Annotated in this window: 16 protein-coding genes; 6 read left to right on the top strand and 10 right to left on the bottom strand. The window is 42.4% G+C overall.

The window, feature by feature from the left end; genetic code table 11:
* The first annotated feature begins 170 nt into the window (after positions 1 to 170).
* On the top strand, positions 171 to 425 hold the full coding sequence (locus ACJJI6_RS01455; RefSeq protein ID WP_475712270.1) for a hypothetical protein: 255 nt from the start codon (positions 171 to 173) through the stop codon (positions 423 to 425).
* A gap of 261 nt (positions 426 to 686) precedes the next feature.
* Here ACJJI6_RS01455 and ACJJI6_RS01450 read toward each other — a convergent pair whose 3' ends face one another.
* Positions 687 to 1577 carry a LysR family transcriptional regulator gene (locus ACJJI6_RS01450; RefSeq protein WP_475712269.1) on the bottom strand — a complete coding sequence of 297 codons (891 nt, stop codon included), beginning with the start codon at positions 1575 to 1577 and terminating at the stop codon, positions 687 to 689.
* Between the two features lie 127 nt (positions 1578 to 1704).
* On the opposite strand from ACJJI6_RS01450, the gene ACJJI6_RS01445 reads away from it, so the two are divergent.
* Both ACJJI6_RS01445 and ACJJI6_RS01440 read left to right on the top strand, forming a co-directional pair.
* Entirely contained in the window at positions 1705 to 2838 is a 1134-nt protein-coding gene (locus ACJJI6_RS01445) for an oxidoreductase (RefSeq protein ID WP_475712268.1), read from the top strand.
* Positions 2839 to 3776: 938 nt separating this feature from the next.
* The gene (locus ACJJI6_RS01440; RefSeq protein ID WP_475712267.1) at positions 3777 to 5354 is read left to right on the top strand and encodes a phytoene desaturase family protein; all 1578 of its coding nucleotides are present in this window, start codon (positions 3777 to 3779) and stop codon (positions 5352 to 5354) included.
* Positions 5355 to 5519: 165 nt separating this feature from the next.
* Here ACJJI6_RS01440 and ACJJI6_RS01435 read toward each other — a convergent pair whose 3' ends face one another.
* The 3 genes from ACJJI6_RS01435 to ACJJI6_RS01425 all read right to left on the bottom strand — a co-directional run bounded on the left by ACJJI6_RS01435 (position 5520) and on the right by ACJJI6_RS01425 (position 9898).
* On the bottom strand, positions 5520 to 7346 hold the full coding sequence (locus ACJJI6_RS01435) for a DUF885 domain-containing protein (RefSeq protein WP_475712266.1): 1827 nt from the start codon (positions 7344 to 7346) through the stop codon (positions 5520 to 5522).
* 169 nt (positions 7347 to 7515) lie between these two features.
* On the bottom strand, positions 7516 to 7791 hold the full coding sequence (locus tag ACJJI6_RS01430; RefSeq protein WP_475712265.1) for a hypothetical protein: 276 nt from the start codon (positions 7789 to 7791) through the stop codon (positions 7516 to 7518).
* 982 nt (positions 7792 to 8773) lie between these two features.
* Positions 8774 to 9898, bottom strand: a complete 1125-nt coding sequence (locus tag ACJJI6_RS01425) for a manganese-dependent inorganic pyrophosphatase (protein ID WP_475712264.1) — start codon at positions 9896 to 9898, stop codon at positions 8774 to 8776.
* Positions 9899 to 11175: 1277 nt separating this feature from the next.
* Between ACJJI6_RS01425 and ACJJI6_RS01420 the strand changes: the two genes are divergently transcribed.
* Positions 11176 to 11763: a hypothetical protein gene (locus tag ACJJI6_RS01420; RefSeq protein WP_413662643.1), complete on the top strand. Its 588-nt coding sequence runs from the start codon at positions 11176 to 11178 to the stop codon at positions 11761 to 11763.
* A 627-nt stretch (positions 11764 to 12390) separates the two neighbouring features.
* On the opposite strand, the gene ACJJI6_RS01415 is transcribed toward ACJJI6_RS01420, so the two are convergent.
* The 4 genes from ACJJI6_RS01415 to ACJJI6_RS01400 form a co-directional block, all read right to left on the bottom strand.
* Complete coding sequence (locus ACJJI6_RS01415) at positions 12391 to 12744, bottom strand: hypothetical protein (protein WP_475712263.1); 354 nt, start codon at positions 12742 to 12744, stop codon at positions 12391 to 12393.
* 398 nt (positions 12745 to 13142) lie between these two features.
* A complete protein-coding gene (locus ACJJI6_RS01410; RefSeq protein ID WP_475712262.1) occupies positions 13143 to 13493 on the bottom strand; it encodes a hypothetical protein in 351 nt (116 codons plus the stop codon).
* A gap of 917 nt (positions 13494 to 14410) precedes the next feature.
* Positions 14411 to 14959, bottom strand: a complete 549-nt coding sequence (locus ACJJI6_RS01405; protein WP_444897873.1) for a hypothetical protein — start codon at positions 14957 to 14959, stop codon at positions 14411 to 14413.
* Between the two features lie 88 nt (positions 14960 to 15047).
* Entirely contained in the window at positions 15048 to 15191 is a 144-nt protein-coding gene (locus ACJJI6_RS01400) for an IS3 family transposase (RefSeq protein WP_475712261.1), read from the bottom strand.
* 1217 nt (positions 15192 to 16408) lie between these two features.
* Here ACJJI6_RS01400 and ACJJI6_RS01395 point away from each other — a divergent pair.
* Together ACJJI6_RS01395 and ACJJI6_RS01390 are read left to right on the top strand one after the other, a co-directional pair.
* Positions 16409 to 16696: a hypothetical protein gene (locus ACJJI6_RS01395; protein ID WP_475712260.1), complete on the top strand. Its 288-nt coding sequence runs from the start codon at positions 16409 to 16411 to the stop codon at positions 16694 to 16696.
* 296 nt (positions 16697 to 16992) lie between these two features.
* The gene (locus ACJJI6_RS01390) at positions 16993 to 17283 is read left to right on the top strand and encodes a transposase (RefSeq protein WP_475712259.1); all 291 of its coding nucleotides are present in this window, start codon (positions 16993 to 16995) and stop codon (positions 17281 to 17283) included.
* Positions 17284 to 17404: 121 nt separating this feature from the next.
* Here ACJJI6_RS01390 and ACJJI6_RS01385 read toward each other — a convergent pair whose 3' ends face one another.
* On the bottom strand, positions 17405 to 17932 hold the full coding sequence (locus tag ACJJI6_RS01385; protein ID WP_444897877.1) for a hypothetical protein: 528 nt from the start codon (positions 17930 to 17932) through the stop codon (positions 17405 to 17407).
* Between the two features lie 66 nt (positions 17933 to 17998).
* The gene (locus ACJJI6_RS01380; protein ID WP_445354645.1) at positions 17999 to 18397 is read right to left on the bottom strand and encodes a hypothetical protein; all 399 of its coding nucleotides are present in this window, start codon (positions 18395 to 18397) and stop codon (positions 17999 to 18001) included.
* Between the last annotated feature and the right edge of the window lie 518 nt (positions 18398 to 18915).

Below are 18915 nucleotides of genomic sequence, written 5' to 3'. Positions count from 1 at the left end.
ATTATGTATAAAGCAAAAAATCGGAGTTTAATTGTTACCACTTTAAAATAGATACTCGCCCCCTATCAGATTAAGTGATCTTCTTACTTTAAAAGATAAGCAAATGGAAAAACCCGTATCCTGTTAGGTGGGAAAGCATATCTCCAAGTAATTCTAAGAGATAAACTTAAATGGAAAATAACTTGGCACACTACGGTCTTGACTGGCTAGCTATATCCTTAAGCTTATATGCAGCCTACTTGCTTGGCAACAAGCAAAAAATTGGCTTTATTATTTTTGCAATTTCTAATGTTCTTTGGATAATTTTAGGAATATTCTTCATGTCAAGTTATGGTATGGCTATTGGCAACCTGGCCTTCTTCTTAATAAACGCAAGAGGTTTTAATCATTGGAACACTGAAAACTTGGAGAAAAATGTAATTTAATTAAATAACAAAGCATGGTCTAACTCACATATCTCACTTGCAATCATCATTTGATATTAACGTAACGATTTACACTTGAGTCTCAATCACGAAGCACATCAATGGGCCACTTAAGAAATACTGATGTGCTTCAACCTCGCAAGCAATTTTTACAGTAAAGCGACATGCCTCAGCCACCCATCTAAGAATCGCAACCTATTTTTATTATTTAACATTTGAGAAATCCTATAAATAGTTCTTGAAAACAGAAAAGTACAAAATTTATATGCTTAAGTCACCTGAACCTTCACTCAAATGACTATCTATAAAATTTGTCAGTAGCGTCAAGCGATAGGTGGGCCGCCTATTTCCAGGCCTCATTGAATAAAGGTTCAGCCTTTTCGTTTCAAAGCCTGTTAATATCGGGACCAGTCTTCCTTTACCAAGGTCATCAGCGATAATAAACTCAGGCATCAAGGCAATCCCCTTTCCCTCTAATAGAGCCCTATGGAGTAGTTTACTATTATTGGAAACGAGTCTAGGCTCCAGGTAAACTTCTAGCAATTTATCCTTTTCCTTAAACTGCCACACTCTAGGCATGTCCGGCAAGGTATACACTAGACATGAATGATCACTCAGATCTTGAGGGTTGCGCGGCTCACCATATTGTTCTAGATACTTGGGTGCGGCGCATGCAACTCTGCGATAACTGGTTATTTTTCGGCAAAGTAATGAACTATCAACTAGTTCATTAGTGAGCCGTAATACGAGATCAAACTTCTCCTCTAACACATTGACATGATGATCCCCCATCTGGATATCGAGGCTAATATCTGGATAGCTATCCATAAATGCATTTAGAATGGGACCAAATTTGGATAACCCCCAGGACATAGGCACGCTTACCCGCAGCTTCCCACTATGACTCTCACGGGATTCCGATAGGTCATCTTCTAAAGCATCCCATTTATTGAGCAAGTCAATAGCACGTGAATAACAACGCTCCCCAGCGTCGGTGACTTGCATGTGCCTAGTAGTGCGATGGAAAAGCGTAACCCCTAGCTGAGATTCCAATCGCTCTACCGACTTGGACACCCAGGCGGCAGAAACCCCCAGCCGTTTCCCCGCAGCGGTAAAACTCCCGCGCTCCACCACGGCACAGAATACTCTCAAGCTCTCTAACTGATTAATACCCGGCATATTCAATAAAAAGTTAAAAATGTAACGACAGAATGACTCATTTACATAACATTTTGTGAATTGTCAAAATGAGGAAACTTATTACAAGCACAAGTGATTTATGACTACCAAGTACCGTAATCTATTTAACGACACTAAGATTGGAAAGCTCTATATACCTAACAGACTAGCCGTAGCGCCCATGACACGGGTCAGTGCAGAGCCAGATGGCAGGGTGGGGCCATTAATGGGGGAGTATTACGAGAAATTTGCCAGTGGTGGATTTGGGCTGATTATCACAGAGGGGCTTTATACCGATAAACTTTTTAGTCAGGGCTATAGAAATCAACCTGGCATGGCCAGTCTCAGCCACGCAGAGAGCTGGAAGCCAATTACCAATGATATCCATGCACTAGGAGCAAGGGTATTTGCCCAGTTAATGCATGCCGGAGCCCTCTCCCAGCACAACCCTTACGCCAACAGAACTGCTGGACCCTCTGATATTCGCCCATTGGGAATCCAGATGCCTTTCTACCATGGCGAAGGCCCCTACCCCATACCAGAGGCCATGACACAGCAGGACATCTCACAGGCTGTTGAAGGTTTTGCTAAGGCTGCCCACTTAGCCCAGCTTGCTGGCTTTGATGGCGTCGAAATCCACGGAGCTAATGGCTATCTTCTAGATCAATTTTTGACCACCTACACTAATAAACGACAAGACTGCTTTGGCGGGTCACTTAATAACCGCTTACGTATCTACAAAGAAACCCTAAAAGCTGTAAGGGAAACAGTCGGAGATGGCTTTACGGTAGGTGTTCGCTTCTCGCAGAAGAAAGTCAACGATACCAACCACATCTGGGACGAAGGCGAATCTGGAGCTGCCAAAGTCTTCGAGTTAGTGAGACAATACGGCGCCGACTATATTCACACCACGGAGCCTGAAATAAGCGCTCCGGCCTTTGAAGGCACGGAATCACTCTCGCAGCTAGCGAAGAAGTACAGCGGTCTGCCAGTGATCGCCAATGGTGGCGTGACCGAGCCAAAGCAGGCAAGTCAGGTACTAGAGAGTAATCAAGCAGATATTATCTCGCTAGGTAAAACTGCCCTGGCCAATCAAGATTGGCCCTGCGCGGTTAAGAAAAACCGTTTGTTGAAGAAATTTAATTTTGGCATGCTCTCGCCCCATGCAAATCTTGAGTGCGCGCGCAGCTACTGTCAAGAGAACCCCTCCCTGTCGGTGAGTGATAAATCTTAGATCACCTAATATTGTTTACCTCCCAGCCGCCAAATGATTTATTGCATCAAGTTTTTATAGACAGTACTAAAAGATATGCCTGTTCTGTATTGGGCTTATGATATGTAATTGGCGGCGTTTCTTTAGAACAATATAAATCACTTATTCTCAATTACTTTTTAGCAGCTTGAGGAAAGATACCCTAGTACACTTAAAGGAAAAGCTATGAGCGAATCATAATATCCATTGCTGCGCCCAATACAGTCTCTATACGAGCTGAAAAGGGCTAATTTTCTAAACAGAAACTACATTCAGAATGTCACGAATCTACTAAGCAAAAACTCGAAATATAGCTTTATCAATCAACCATCACTAGACACAAATGATAGTACAGCCAATGAAATCCTCCTCTTTTTGAAGAAGGATGGCGCCGATTTGCATCATATTGCAACAGCTAGATTACCAACAAATAATTAGGGCTTGAGTTAAACACTTGCACTGGATTAATTCTAAACCGCCTATTTAATCTAGGTGAAATCGTTGCTCCAATAGAGCATACTTAGAGAAATTAAATTTGGAAGAATTGATCCTCATCCCTTCAGTGCCTGGTAAAATTAATATTGCTGCTCATTATACTGGCACTTATTATTCACACCGACTACCGGTTTTTCATTTGATTTAACTCATTGATTAGACTTTACCTCTCAAAATAGTCACCCGACCCCAAAAGGATTAAAGTAAGATAGAGTATCTCTATTACTTACTACAGGCAGCACAAAGGAGCATCCCCATAGAGCTTAGGGCCAGTGTGCCAAAATAATTGGATCGCCAGTTATTTTAGCCTTAGACTAAAAATAAAAGGGATCAGTCTTTAGGAAAGGTATATTTGAGTCGCCCCTTTATTTTTTGATTTTTTTTGGCAACAATCTGTACAACCATAATCCAACTAGAGAATAATAATGAAGGATTTTTTAATTATCGGTGGTGGCCATAATGGCCTGGTCTGCGCCTGCTATTTGGCAAAAGCGGGAAAAGCTGTAACAATCCTAGAGCGCCGATCTATAGTCGGTGGCGCCGCGATTACAGAAGAATTTCACCCGGGCTTCCGGAACTCTGTAGCAAGCTACACCGTAAGTCTACTCAACCCGAAAATCATTGAGGAGCTGCACCTCCGTCAACATGGCCTTGATATAAAGTTACGGCCTCAATCTAATTTTTATCCACTTTCAGATAATGAAAGCCTTTCTTTCCATAAGAATTTTCTCGATACACAGGCTGAAATTGCCCGCTTCTCGAAGAGGGATGCAGCCACGCTACCTGACTTTTATTCCATGCTCGAAAGCGTTGCGAACATACTGCGCGAAGAGCTACTGCGCACTCCCCCCAACGTGGGAGGCGGCCTTGTGGACATGGTTCGCGCTGGTGGATTTGGGCTTAGAGCAAAAAAGTTAAGCATGGCATTACGCCGAGATGCTCTGGACCTGTTCACTAAGAGTGCTACCAACGTACTCGATAGCTGGTTTGAGAACGACCATGTCAAAGCCGCGCTTGCCTTCGATTCTATTGTCGGCAACTATGCCGCCCCCAATACTCCCGGCTCTGCCTATGTGTTACTACATCATGTATTTGGAGAAGTAAACGGTGAGAAAGGCGCCTGGGGTCATGCCATGGGCGGTATGGGTGCTATCACTCAGGCTATGTGTAAAGAAGCAGAGCACCTCGGGGTCACTATTCGCACAGACGCTGAAGTTAAAGAAGTGCTTATCGATGGTGATCGCGCTACCGGGGTACGACTAAGTAGCGGGGAGACCATTACTGCCAATAAAGTAATCGCTAATGTCGGCCCTAAACTACTCTATTCCCAGATGATTGACGAACAACACCTGGACCCAGAGTTCCACCGCCGTGTATGTGGTTTTAGAGTGGGGTCCGGCACCTTCCGTATGAATGTCGCACTGTCTGAACTGCCAGACTTTACATGCAAACCCGGTACTCACGTGCAACCACACCACAAGTCAGGAATCGTCATTGGCCCTACCATGGATTACCTGGAGCAGGCCTATATAGATGCGGTTCAATACGGCTGGTCAAAGCAACCCATAGTAGAGATATTGATCCCCTCCACCATCGATCCCTCCCTGGCCCCCGAGGGTCAACATGTCGCCAGCCTATTCTGCCAACAATTTGCTCCAGAACTGCCGGACGCTAAAAGCTGGGATGACTATCGCGAGCAAGCAGCACAAACCATTATCGATACTGTCACTAACCATGCCCCCAATTTCCATGACTCCATCATCGCTCATCAAATTCACTCACCTCTAGATTTAGAACGCAAATTTGGCTTGATGGGGGGGGATATCTTCCATGGTGCCTTAGGATTGGACCAACTGTGGAGCAACCGGCCCTTCATGGGCTTTGCCGATTACCGCACGCCGATCCAAGGGCTGTACCTCTGTGGCTCCGGTAGCCACCCAGGAGGCGGCGTTACTGGAGTGCCTGGACATAACGCTGCGATGGAGATTCTAAGGGATAAATAAAAAATGACCCGCAGCAAGCAGGCCATTATCTGTTTGGGTTCAGTAGTGGGGTATGAGTCGAACTCAACCCCCTATTCAAGCGCTACAATGACCTTGATGATCTCTATTACAATTAACGCGAGCTCACTCTAAATAGCAAATAATACCGTTTGAAATGCCTCTTTATTAACTCTCATAGACTTTCTTAGTGACAATCCAGTGATCAACTAGTTGCTCTAACACCATCAGTGGTACGGCACCATTAGTTAGTACCACATCATGGAATTCACGTATATCAAATTTATTCCCTAACTTTTGACGAGCACGTTCTCGCAACTCCAATATCTTCAACATACCAGTTTTGTAAGCTACAGCCTGACCCGGCATCACGAAGTAGCGCTCAACCTCAGTGGTGACTTCAGTTCTCGGAAAACCGGTCGTTTTCACCATATATTCAATCGCCTCTTCTCGACTCCAACGCTTGTGATGTATACCGGTATCTACCACTAAACGAACAGCACGAAGCATCTCATCTTGTAATCGCCCAAGATCATCATAGGGATCATCTTGAAAACCAATCTCCTTGGCTAGCCTCTCTGTATAAAGAGCCCAGCCATCCGCATAAGCTGTATTTGATACGGCTTTAAGAAAAGTTGGCAATCCCTCTAAATCTTTTGCAATTGCCTCTTGAAAATGGTGCCCTGGAATTGCCTCATGATAAGCCAAAGTTCGCATGGTAAATTTCTTTGTTTCATGAACATCGCGCAGGTTTACATAAAACACCCCTCCGCGAGACCCATCAATTGCCGGGGGCATATAGTATGCTTTAGGTGCGCCTTGTTCTTTGAACTCCGCAATTCGCTTAACTTCAACACCCGCAGTTGGCTTTATATTGAAATAATCGTCAATACCTGCGTTAATCTCATCGATAATCAATTGATAGTCTTTGATAATCTGCTCACGGCCCTTATCTGAATTTTCATAAAGAAACCGAGGATCATTATTTATTGCAGAGAAACGGGTATTAATGCTACCCGTATCAAGACCTACAGAAGCAAAGATCTGTTTCATTTCGTCTTCTATACGTTCCACTTCCATCAATCCTGTATGGTGCAATTCATCAGGAGTCAGATTTGTAGTGGTATGAATACGTGTTTGATATGCATAAAATTCATCACCTTCAGGAAGGGCCCAAACGCCATTATTCTCTGTAACTTTATATTGTAATTCTTGATAATAGGCGATCAAGCTTGCGTATGCAGGATAGACATCTGATTCAATTAATATTTTCCCTCTATCAAGAATGCGTGTACGTTCTTTGGCTGGCAGAGTTTCAAGGGTATCCAGTCGCCTTTCCAAAGAGGTATAGAGTATGTTTTCATGCACAGGAACGTTAATAAATCCTTCCATTTCGCTCAACACACGATCAATTACAAAACGTGGAGGCAAGATTTTCTTCTGCTCCCGAATTTTCAACCCATCCAATACTTGAGAAAACTTTCTATCTACTTCACTTAAGCGGGAGAGATAATAATCAGCTTCCTTGACATTATTAATTTGATGCAATTCAACGAGAAACTCCGGAAGAGCATTTTGCACACCAAACATTTGATTGAGAGGGTAATTATGATGCCTCCAGCGCTCTCCTTCTACAAGATTCTCCAGGTAGTACTCCAGAATATCGTAGAAAATTGCCTGCCGATCATCGAGGCTAGATCGATCATAGCTTCTTAAAGTAGATAGTTCATCCTTAACTATCTGTATCTCATGCAGCTCCATCTTTTCAGAAACATCATCAAGATGAGCATTATGGCCATCAATCCCAAATCGTTCTAGCATACGAAAAATTGAGAGTGTTTCCGGGCTGGTACTTTGGATTTTTATAAAGGCCCTTTCAAAATACACATTGATAGACCACGGTTTAAAATAAATCGCATTTACAGCAAAGACTGAAACTGCAACCATTCCAAGTAATAGCATCCCGCCAACCCACTTGGCTGTTGTTTTTATCATTATTAGATCCTCCTAAATTGTGCCGCTATTTTCACTACGCTCTTAAACAAAGCACAACCATTAGATCTAGATAATGCGCCAAACAAACCGAATAAAGCGACAAAATGCACATTGTAGATAGATCATGGTAGAACAATGGATTTAAGAGAGACTTGAAGCCTCAAATAGTTCAAGCCTTACCAAGTAGGATCTTCCACTGTCCTCTCGACTCCGGCTCCAGAAAACTATCATATCGCCAAGCCACTTCACTAATAAATGATTCCAGAATATTGGAGGAATAGAACCTGAGAACTATCGCGATTAATCCGCGAAAACCATTACTGGTACCACCACCAACTACTATTCTAATGTCCGAAATGCCATCATCGTCCAGCCCCCCCTGAATTTGGAACAAAGGTTTTGTTTGATCTACTGCGACATCTACCATAATACCTTGGGATTGCATTAACTGTGAAGTAACCGATTCTTTATTTAGGATTCAGGTTAGCGTATCCAGTAGTAAGACCTCCGTGCTTGTGACTCTGACAACTCCAAAAGATTTTTTAGGGGCCTGTTTTGGCAGTTAAGATACCAAGAATCAAAGGTACCAGTTCTGGAGCAGCATAAACTTTGACGAACCCAAACTCGTATTAGGGAAAGGAAAATTGGTACACACAACATGAACAAGGAAATACAATTTAATGAACTTATCATATCTCCAGACTATCGCTGGGCTTTACCGCTTTATCCCCTACTAACAAACATAAACATACAAAAAGTACAGGGAAGGCATTTCTTTGGAGAGGAAGCCTAAAATATTCAAAGCCTTCCAATCTCACTCAACCCAGCATAAAACATTTAAAAATCTTGTTATCACGCCCACATTTGTACATCTTTAACAATGGAAACAACAATCAGATATCGCCTATATCAGATCTCATCTTTACCTCCATAAGATTTTTAGAAATATATGCCCAACAATCTAAAGGGGGGAATTATCCTGAGAAAATAAAACCTTCTAAAACTATAAATTACTTACTAATCATATAAATACTTCCACCCACTTTTACTTAAAAGCGAAGTGGCAAGAATCAATTACAACACATTCTAAATTGTCATAGAGGTAGTTATCATGAAACATTATCTCCCACACAATTGACTTTACCTTACCAAGGACAATCCTATAAGTACTCGAAATATTTGATGATCTCCAACCATTTCAATCAGAATCGTCGTTGACGATCGAGGTATCCTGGCGCCAGCGAAACTATCCGCACTCCATTTTTTACTTGTAGTAAATTCTCACACCTGGCATAAGCCAATTTTATTCCAGCTTTTCTGACATCTTCTCTTTCTTGATAATGATCCCGCCCGATTTTATCATCACCCAAGAATGAGCAACGCAGAAATAAAATATTTTTGGAGAACTCAATAAACAAATAAACCTTTCAATTTTCTAGAGCTCTTTGTATAGCAGGGCCAATTTGGCGCTTACGTGAGATCACCCCCTCGGCAATAACCATGTCATCCACCTCCTGATCTCCAAAAGCCGCAACAACAACATCTTTGTCTTGATCGTCACTCCAAAGGAGATAAGATCTATTTTCACGAGTGTCGACAATTGCAAAGATCAAGTGATCGATATTTTTTTCTTTCTTAATCTCTTCCATAGCGGACTTTAATTCATACCTCCGATTGATCAACTCCTGGGGTGTAAGTGTTTCAGCAACACCAATTCCGACTTTCTTTCCTCCAAACTCAAAATTCTTATAATCAAGTAAAATAATGTCCGTAGCTGAAAACCCACCCAGATCAGATTTTGCCAGCAACATATTCTCTGCAAATTTATTAACATCATCTATGCCTGCTCTATCGGCCAAATTTTGAACATAGGCTTTATCATATTCGGTAGTAGTCGGTGATGTCAGATTCACGGTATCAGAGAGGATTGCAGCCAATCCCATACATGCTAAATTCACTGGTAACTCAATGCCAAGCATCTGTGCATGGTCAGCTAAAATTGTCGCAGTTGATCCCCAGGGTCTAACTTCTATATTGATCACATTTGGAATGTTGACTGGCGACCCACCAATTGCATGATGATCGATTATTGCCACGATTGAGTCTGGATCGATGCCGCCTGGTAGTTGAGTGCTTTGGTTGAAATCAACCAGTCCAACAGTCTTTCCTGAAAAATCCTCGATAATTTTTGGATCACTCGCATTACATCGCTCAACTGCAAAGCGAGTTTCCGGGTTAACTTTACTCGGAATACTTGGTTCACCTCCATAAATAAAGGCTGCGAGCAAGCTTCCGCTCACGGAATCCGTATCGGGAATTTTATGACCAATCCAAACCAAGTTCTGGCTGCTTTCTAGCTCCTTCTTTAAATAATTAACAGCGATACCGTTAGCCAGTTTAATTTGCCCTGCTGCTGAGGAACTGATTTCCTGTGCGCCTAATGCCCTGCCCATCAGCCCCAACAGTAAAAGTCCAACTCCTATAAGCACGCCAGAGAAACTAACTGAAGGGTATTCATCTAATTTTTGCAAACCTGAAACCGGATATCTCATCAGCTCCTTCCACTGTCATTTGTCAAGAGAGCAATGAAAAGAATAATAAATTGCCGATCGCATAAGTAGCTTCCATCCATACCGAACTTTCATTCGCCTGAATATTAATCCGATCACAATACTGTTAGTCGCCCCCTCACGAATAGATAAGCAATTCGTAATATAGACAAGGGGCTAACACTTAGGGGATAAGTCTGATACATCTTAACTATACCCTTGCAATTTGTCGCATACCGCAACATATATGTACATAACTTCAAAAGCCCCATTTCCTAACTCGCTTTATGTTTGACACAAAGAATGCGATATTGGTACCCGTTGTCTATAGATATCCTCCCAACATAAAGTCTCAAGCGCCAATCTCATTAACAATCGAGTAAGATCTTATAGAGCACTGGACGTTTATCTGCATATGTTTAGCCAGAGGCTCTGCTGTGACGCGCCGAGATTTTTCTTGATGCAACACTTCCTTATAACTACCCATCCTGCTGCGTGCTGTGTGGTTAAAAGCCGTATACACAAGTAATAGGAGTTTTATCATTGATACCACAGTCTAAGCTGTAGTGAACAATCACTACAATATCGTACTTTCTATCAACAAAGAGCCACCCCTTAAGAGGATAGATTGCAAAGTTATTCTTCATTGGCAGACGCTAATTAAGACCTCAAAGCTGTCATAACGGCACCCTCAGCCACTATACTTTGGCAAAACTACAAGAAGTTGTCGCCCTGAAAAGCGAGCTTCTAATGGATATTATTTGACTTGTGTACTGCAAGTTGACCTGCTGTTTGTCAGCCAAGTGATCAGGCCGTATTTATCTTCCAGAAATAGGGCTGCATGTCTGAGAGCTGACCTCCAATCCCGAGGTAGTTTGCTATCTCCCCCAACGCCGGCCATATCTCAACCGTAAGACCGCTTGCTGGGTGGGATCATTGAGGGCAGCACCAAAGGTCTTTAGCCAGCTCAATGAGCGTGGGCATACAGGATAGCTAGCCGCCAGTACTTCCTCTCAGCAACTTCCTGCTAGTCTAGCCCTGCTCAATACATCCGACACCACAACCCTTTACTTTTTATCCCAAAGCTAGTCTTTAAAGCTATAACACAAACGCCCAGCATTTTAAGTGTCTTACCTCTAAACCAGAGATGATAATTCACAGAAACTGACACTTACCGTGTAACTGACAACTCTCACTAACCACACAATACTCTGAATAATTATTTATGAACGAAGCTTAGTGTTATAATCTTGTCACCGTGATAATAACAAGGTGTCGAAATGGCAAAATATATTTACCTCCCGGTAAACAGTGAAGAAATGCTAGAGTTTGCGGAGAATATGGCGAGCGCATGGAGTATTCCGAAGAATCATATTCTTGCCAACAAGGTTACATCCGGTATTGGTAAGTCTATGTACCGCTGGATTGATAAGTGTCTCAGTAGCCTCAAATCTGGAGATACTCTTTATATTGTTTCTCATGGTACTGGCGCTGGTGACGGTGAGCAAATTGGTGCTCAACGCAATAACGGTAAGAATAAACAAACCAAAGTTTTCGAGAGAGGCGTAGAGTCGTGGCAGGGTGGAGAATGGAAAACCTATACCCCGACGCAACTAGCAGCTACTTTGGTTAAAGAAGGTTTGCCTGGTAGTTTTGTGGACCTGCATCTCTGTGCTTGCGGGTCAGGTTATGACGGTGAGAGGCTAAGGCCCTGGGCACAGCGTTTACGTGAGGCGATGGCCACCACCCATAAAAGCCTAGAGGTTACTGGGTATCTTGGTTGGTTTGACGCTACTGGCAGCTCTGTCAAGATTAAGGTTAATACCAAGTATTATGATTTGAATGAGCGTGCAGTGACCTTTTCTTAATAGTTATCAATTTAAGATAAGTATAGACATCAGGTAGAGCGCCCAAAACTCAGCATACGCTAGACAGCTATAAGCGGATGTATTTCTCCAGGCGATCTAAAAAATGGATCGCCAGCTGTTACCGTCTCAAGTTTCAAGTTTAAACCAAGCATCTCCAGTGTTCGGAAGCTTTGGGTGTAACGGCATAAAGTGGTTTCTATTCTCTTGGCGAAACCACGCTTGCTTAACCCATAGAATTATCTGTATGCAGCCTCCAAAGAGAAGGATCGCAATTTAGATTTCAGGAACAATCACACGGCTAAAAATATTCCATTTATTCCAGGGTGGATTAATGCATCATCCAAATGCTGGTCTTCTATCAGCCTAAACTTTGAAGATTACTTTAATGGTTTTACGGGATCGAAGGGGGTACTGTAACAAGCTTATAGCCAGCTCAATAAATTTTTAGTTCACGGCATAGGCGACCACCATCCCTCTAGTTAAACATTAAACTTTAAAACCTGAGTAAAAATTCCCAGCATTTTTTCCTTGTTTATTATTCGCAAATAAAAAGCCTTCAGAGTATAGGCTTGCCATACAACTGACACCCCTTTCCAATCTATAGATGCCAATAAACTACTTTTCTAATTAATACAATGATGATAGGTGTACGCTTGCTTTCTCCTGATTCCATAATCTCCCTTTGCATCTGGCTCCTTGCTTATCATTATTAATGTAGTTAGGGCCTTTGCTTCCCCCCCTCCAATCTAGTACCGTTTCACCGATATGGCACTCTTCGAGAATATAGTTGTCTGGCAAATAACCCCCACTATCGTAATAAAACTCCACATAGCAGAACATCTCACCAGCGTGCTCTTTTTTCTGAAACTCAACTCCCTCTACATATACATTACCACTGATATTCCACACACCGCTACAGTCGCCGTACACCGATATAGGGAAAGATATCGCCAACATAGCTGAAAAGATTAAATTCTTCATTGGAGCTCCCTTCCGTTTATTTAAATAAATTAACCTTCATGCAATAAAAGAAAGTATTGGTAATAAAATACTACTATTATTGACTGAGCCCCCCACTAAATTCATTACCCTGCCTTTACCTATGGAGCAATTAGATGCCACCTACCCTCTGCTTTTTAGCTCAGACCGTACAATACCCACGGAAGATAGTGTATAAGAGAATAAATGTAACTTTAATACTTACCTACTCATAACGCCAAAACAAGAAACAAACCCAAATAGAGCAAAAACAACTTGTATGCATTTCCCCTTCAATTGTAAATTAGCGATAATTTATGACTTTAATTGTGTTTGTGTGAGGGAGGGGGAGGAATACCCATGCGCTTAAGAACACAAGGGTATTCTTTGCAATAACTATTTTAACTATTGTAAGTGCAATCTGAATTGGTACACAGCTGAACTATAGTGGCTTTTTGCTTTTCACCAATGCATCCGTCCAACTTGAAACGAATAGGCTTTTGGCTAACTTGAGCTGTCATTGCAATTGATACAGCACGGTTAAAAGCTGCCTCATTACCCAAAGAGTCAGCATCAAATCTTACCGCATGACTGCCGCTACCACACTCTTGAGTTTTAGGCCCAGTCCATCTTATAACCACATAATCAGAAAAAGATTCAAGTAAATCAATCTCGCCATACGACCAGCTAGGCTCTGCAAATACATTTGGAGTTACAAGCATCAGCAGCAGAGAAAAAGCAAAATTTTTCAACACTCACCCCCTTTAAATATCAAAAATACATTCAATATTACAACAATCCAATGTATATTTCATCATCTATAGCACTCATGTAACGAACAGACACCTGTGGGATGAGTGGGTCTTTCTACCTAAATTAGATCGACCCAAACCTTCATCTATACAACTCCAAGAGGCAATTGACTGAGATCTATAACTTCAACCTAGGAGTAATCCCTGCTTGCGCAGCTTCATTTAAAAGCCTTAACTCTACCCATACCAATGTCAATTGGCACTAATTACTCTTCGATTTAACGGCGTATTCGTGTCTCAGCCTAAAGCAACCAGCCCAGATACCTATTTCTATTAACCCGTGTAAGCGTTTGAATACGCCGAACGCATTGCCTTTTCAATTGGACAACTATTTGAGACTCCCGGGCTGGAGTCGTCGGCATTCAGATCTTAGAAATCGAGGCTATGTTATCGAACGCACGCCTCCCACCCAAAGTGGTTTAGTATCTCACACCATCAAGGCTGCATTTAACCGGGATTTTGAAAGCCGCCTCAAGGCTTTTAGGAATTAGTCAAGCAGTGCAACAAATTTGAAGTCGACTAAATAGAATTTGGGTACATGGCATAGATCAATACAGTCACCTCATCTTAATTACTCTTTGCTAATCTAGCTCACCCTCGAACATCTACCGCTCTATTGCCGTTTTCTATAAAGAATCGCGTTAGAAGGCTGAGTAAAATTTGTAACATTTCATATCCACTGCCTTCATTTCGAATGATGATGAGCCTCTGGAATTTGGGCTTGTCATGTAATTACCCCCAGGAAACTCTCTCGTATTGAGTAGACACCTACCCCATTCAAAAGGTAAGCATCTACTCAGTAGGGGCGGCTTTATCCCATAGAGGGGCGAAGACCCGGAGCAAATTACATCAGCTTGCTATGTCTTTTCATATATTTCTATAAACTCTTTAACTATGTACTCATCAAGTTCTTTCGCGCTTCCCCAGCGATTTCGATACTGGATTTCCACATCAGTTAACATCCTAGCGGCTTCCGATAGACCAGATTCACAACAGAGATATAGAAACACCCAATATCTCTCTATTACCCCCACCATATTTTTGTCGAATTTAAATAAGTGTGTGAGTAATTTATTAGGTGAATCGATAGAGTGAACAACACTGAAATACTCCTCAATGTCGATCTCCTCTCCCGAATTAATAAAAACTTCCCCACTTTTAGTATTACTTTTCTCGATAATAGGAGAGGCAAATGCCAGACATCCGTCCTTGTCTTCTCTAAGCTTCCTTGGGAGGTAACCCCAAAATGGAGAGCTCTGTTCTCCAAAAAGTAGGGCCATCAATCTAGAAAATTTTTTCGAGTAGAAGTACATATACAAAAAATCTTTTTCTGCATTGTCTTTATCAAATTTTGACTCGAATAAATAATCGCCAAATAATTTAATGGATTTTTCGTATTTACTCATGAGTTTCTTGGTCGTTGCCTTAGACTGGGCTTGCCCACAAAAAGTAGACTCTCCAACTATACGTATTTTCGCTCATACTCTGCTGGACTTACACAGCCCAATGCAGAGTGCTTACGAACCCTACTGTAGAAATCTCAATGTATTCAAACACCTCAGATTTTGCTTGCCCTTCGCTTTCGAATGTTCCGGCATAGGCCAGCTCGACTTTTAGCCTGCTAAAGAATGATTTCATTGCCGTATTATCCCAACAGTTAGCCTGGCGACTCATACTCGGCTTGCACTTGCTTTCGGACAAGAGATACTAGTATTTCTGCGACCGATATTGCCTCCCCCTGTCAGATCGAACTATTAGTCCAGGCTTTATTTATCGTCGCTCTAGAGCCATTTCCAATGCACGACGTGCCAATTCATCGATCATCTGCAATAGGTCTAAACCTAACTATACAGGGTGTCTACCAAGCGTGGGTAAGTCTTGTACATAACGCCGCAAACAGCGGCAGATTTGAAGCAGCGAAGCTGCTGAAAAACTGTCCAGCCCATGTAGTGGGCGGTGCAACTTTGCTTGTTATGCAATGCTGACATTATTGCTACTCTATTATTTGGCTTACGCTACTTGGATCAATTTCACACTCTTTGAGCCACGATGCCATTTCTGACAAGCTAATTGAGTGTTTTGTGATTGCTCCGCCGCTATTGCCCTCAAAATAGTAGCCTGAGCTATTGTGCCCCTCGTAGATTGTTTTTATACCTTTGCAATCTGTAAGAAACTCCCGTTTAAACGCACTCTTTCCCAGTGGAGGCTTAGTTTGTGATTTCGTTGTACAACCCGCTTGCACAAGAATGAGGAATATTAAAATAAATATCGGGACTCTTTTCACTCGCTTTCCTTGTGAGCACAACGCCCAGCAGCGAGCCCGGCAGGCGAAGCCTGTGTACTTGAGCCGCTTGTTATGAAGTTGGGCCATCAGCACGCTTCTTTTTAGATTTCTTACAGGAATACAACACAGCACTTCTTATCACTGTGCAGAAGCATATAACTGATCCGATGAAGCACGGGACAAAGAGCAATAGAATTCCACCTACATACCCCATATAAGCGAAGACTCCAAGCAGAAAACCGATGAAAACTTCGGTTACCACTGACTCCCAATCTACGGAACTATTCAACTCAACCGTCTTAGCTCCATAGTGCCTTAATCCTATTCTTTGTATCTTTCTAGGCATAAAAAATCATAACTCCCGCGGAGGCCCGAAGGGCCGCAGCAAACTGCTTGCGTTTGTATGGTTGTTCTTGATCGATTCTGATGTTGAAAATCTTTTTCGCTAACGGGTAAATTGAGACCTACCTTCGGCGGCCACCGAAGGCCTTGTTTGTCACCGTTCGTTGCTGCGCAGGTTTATAACAAGTAGGAACATGACAGACACCCACTAGGCATAACTCAGATAGTCATGTGGGCCTCGAGCCTGAATAGCAAGGCGGAAATAGCTTATCTTATAGAACCTCAAGATATCAATGCCGGTATCGACACCAGCAGTAAACAGCTCGATATTTATGTAAGACCTACTGGTCAGTTTTTTAGTGTTGCCGATAATGAAAACGGCAATAAGGATGCCATTAAACAACTACAACCGATTAAACCTCAAAGAGTATTAATAGAGTCCACGGGAAGACTCGAGTTACATTTTGTTTACGCCGCCGACAAAGCTGGTTTACCTGTTGTTGTTTGCAGTTCTTAGCAGATAAGAAACTTCGCTAAATCCGCAGGTCGCCTCGCCTAGACTAACAAGCTAGATGCAATAGATATTGCACATTGTGGTGAGGCCATGAAGCCAAGGTTGTCGACGCTAAAACCAGAAAAACTTAGGGAGATCAGTGACTTACTGATCTGCAAGAAGCCAGTGCATAGAAATGAGCACAATGCAAAAGAGTCGGCTTCAGCGGATGCCTAGATCAGTACACAAACCTATCCAGACCATTTTAAGCACCATTAGAAAAGAGTTACAAGGTATCAACAAAAAAACTGGATAACAGTGTGTCTGAGTGGCAGCAAAGGCGCGACCTATTGTTGAACCCTAAAGGAGTCGGAAATGTATTGGCTTATACGCTGATGAGTGAACTTCCTGAGCTCGGAGAATTGAACCGTAAAGAAATCGCTGCACTTGTAGGTGTCGCACCGATTAACCGTGCTAGCGTCAGCTTCCAGGGAAAGAGATACATTCGGGGCGAAAGGCATTGTGTACGCACGATTCTGTTTGTTTCCATCAGGCCGGCCATACAGCATCATCCCAAACTAAAGCCGATGTATAAATGCTGGCAAATTTAAAGGGTCGCTCTAATTGCCAGCATGAGAAAGCAGATTACGATCCTGAATACGATGGTGAAAAATAACACCTACAGGGATGAAAGTATGGCTTAATAACTTGATTGGCAACCATAGTCACTTGTTAACCCTTGCCCGCTTTGACGGTAAAAACACTTGATGGACCAACGTTTAGGCCGTTGGTAACAAGAAATACCTCAATTTCTAAATCAAGCGCGATTTGATGAGATGGGTGCCCATCCAGCCACGCAAATAAGATATTACTCTTGCCGTTTTCAATTGCTCCGACCACGGGTAAGTCCGGGAAAATAGCATCTGGCAGAACTCCGTTTTTAACTCGGAAATAAATGCCAAACTCTTCGATTGAGTATGTGGATTCTTTGGGGAGGGAGATTTCCAGAGACAAAGTGCCAGCATCAGAACAGGAGCTTCCCGGTGCGCTTGAACCTCTGGTGATGCCAGATACTCTAACGATAGGAGCAGGAACTTGCTCCCAATAGTCTCCTTTCTCTCCCTTTTGAGCTGGACCAGGGTGTTGCTCCCATTGCTTTAAAGTGGGCTTGAATAAATCAGAGCCGCTAAATGAGCACGCCAATGCCCCTTGGGCAGATAACAACGAAGAAATAACGATTATTTTCAGTAGATGCCTCATGACTCTCCTTGAGGGTTAACGATTTTAGCAGCGTGTGCACGCTAGGGCGTCGCCAGCCTAAACTTGTTATTGGGCCCGCGGACTGGTTGTTTTTATCGGGGCCACAAGATCTGATGGATCTTCATAAAGAACTACTTCATGCTTATCCGAATCGGTCTCAATTCTTACAACCCATTTAGCGCCCATAAACGCTATTTTCCACCAGAAACTCAAGTTTTCTATTTCTACAGACTTGATACATTCAAGTGGAATGGCGATTTTTATTTCCTTTTCAAACATTGCCGCCGAGCAATCATTCGGACTATAGGACCAATGTACGATCGATTCTCGATCTACATACAATGCACCTGGTCTAGAACGAAAACACAGACCGTAATAAGCTCTGCTCGTACCGAAACGGACATCTTCAGGGATACTCCGCTCTTCTTTCCATTGCTTAAACTTTTCTTTTCCTATCAGTTTCAATTAGAACTTTCCTTCACTTCAAAGACGTATAACAGTTAATTTAAAAGAAACTTCCTTATATCACCCTGCTTTATATTTCTATACTCCACTTCCTCTGAAGACTTAAAAACCAATAAGTTATCGTAAATCTGTGTAAATACGCAAAAATAAATACAAAGCAGCGTCTTTACAACTCTGTATTTGCTCTGCTTTACATCAACTTTTGAACCCTTTAAGTATCAATGAGTTACTAAGTTTCACCTAGAAATAGGAACAGCTATCGCTGATTTTTGTTATAGATTGCACAGCTGTACACTTTTCGTTCGATATTAGCCAATTTGAATAGCTAAAAGTTTATAATCTGAGGGTTATACTAGCTAGTCACTTCTGCCCTCTCCCTGCCCCAACCTTATTGATCTCCTGATTTTTTATCACCTGGCGTCAACAGGGCTTCCGTTACTACTACCCTTGTAAGTAGCGATAACGAATCTGGGCGGCTGGTTATACAGGTTCGGAAAAACGTGATGGATTGAAATCTA

This window comes from Microbulbifer maximicatervae (SeqCode) (genome assembly GCF_056232625.1).
The sequence above is the reverse complement of the archived record's forward strand: the minus strand, read 5'-3'. Positions and strand labels throughout refer to the sequence as shown.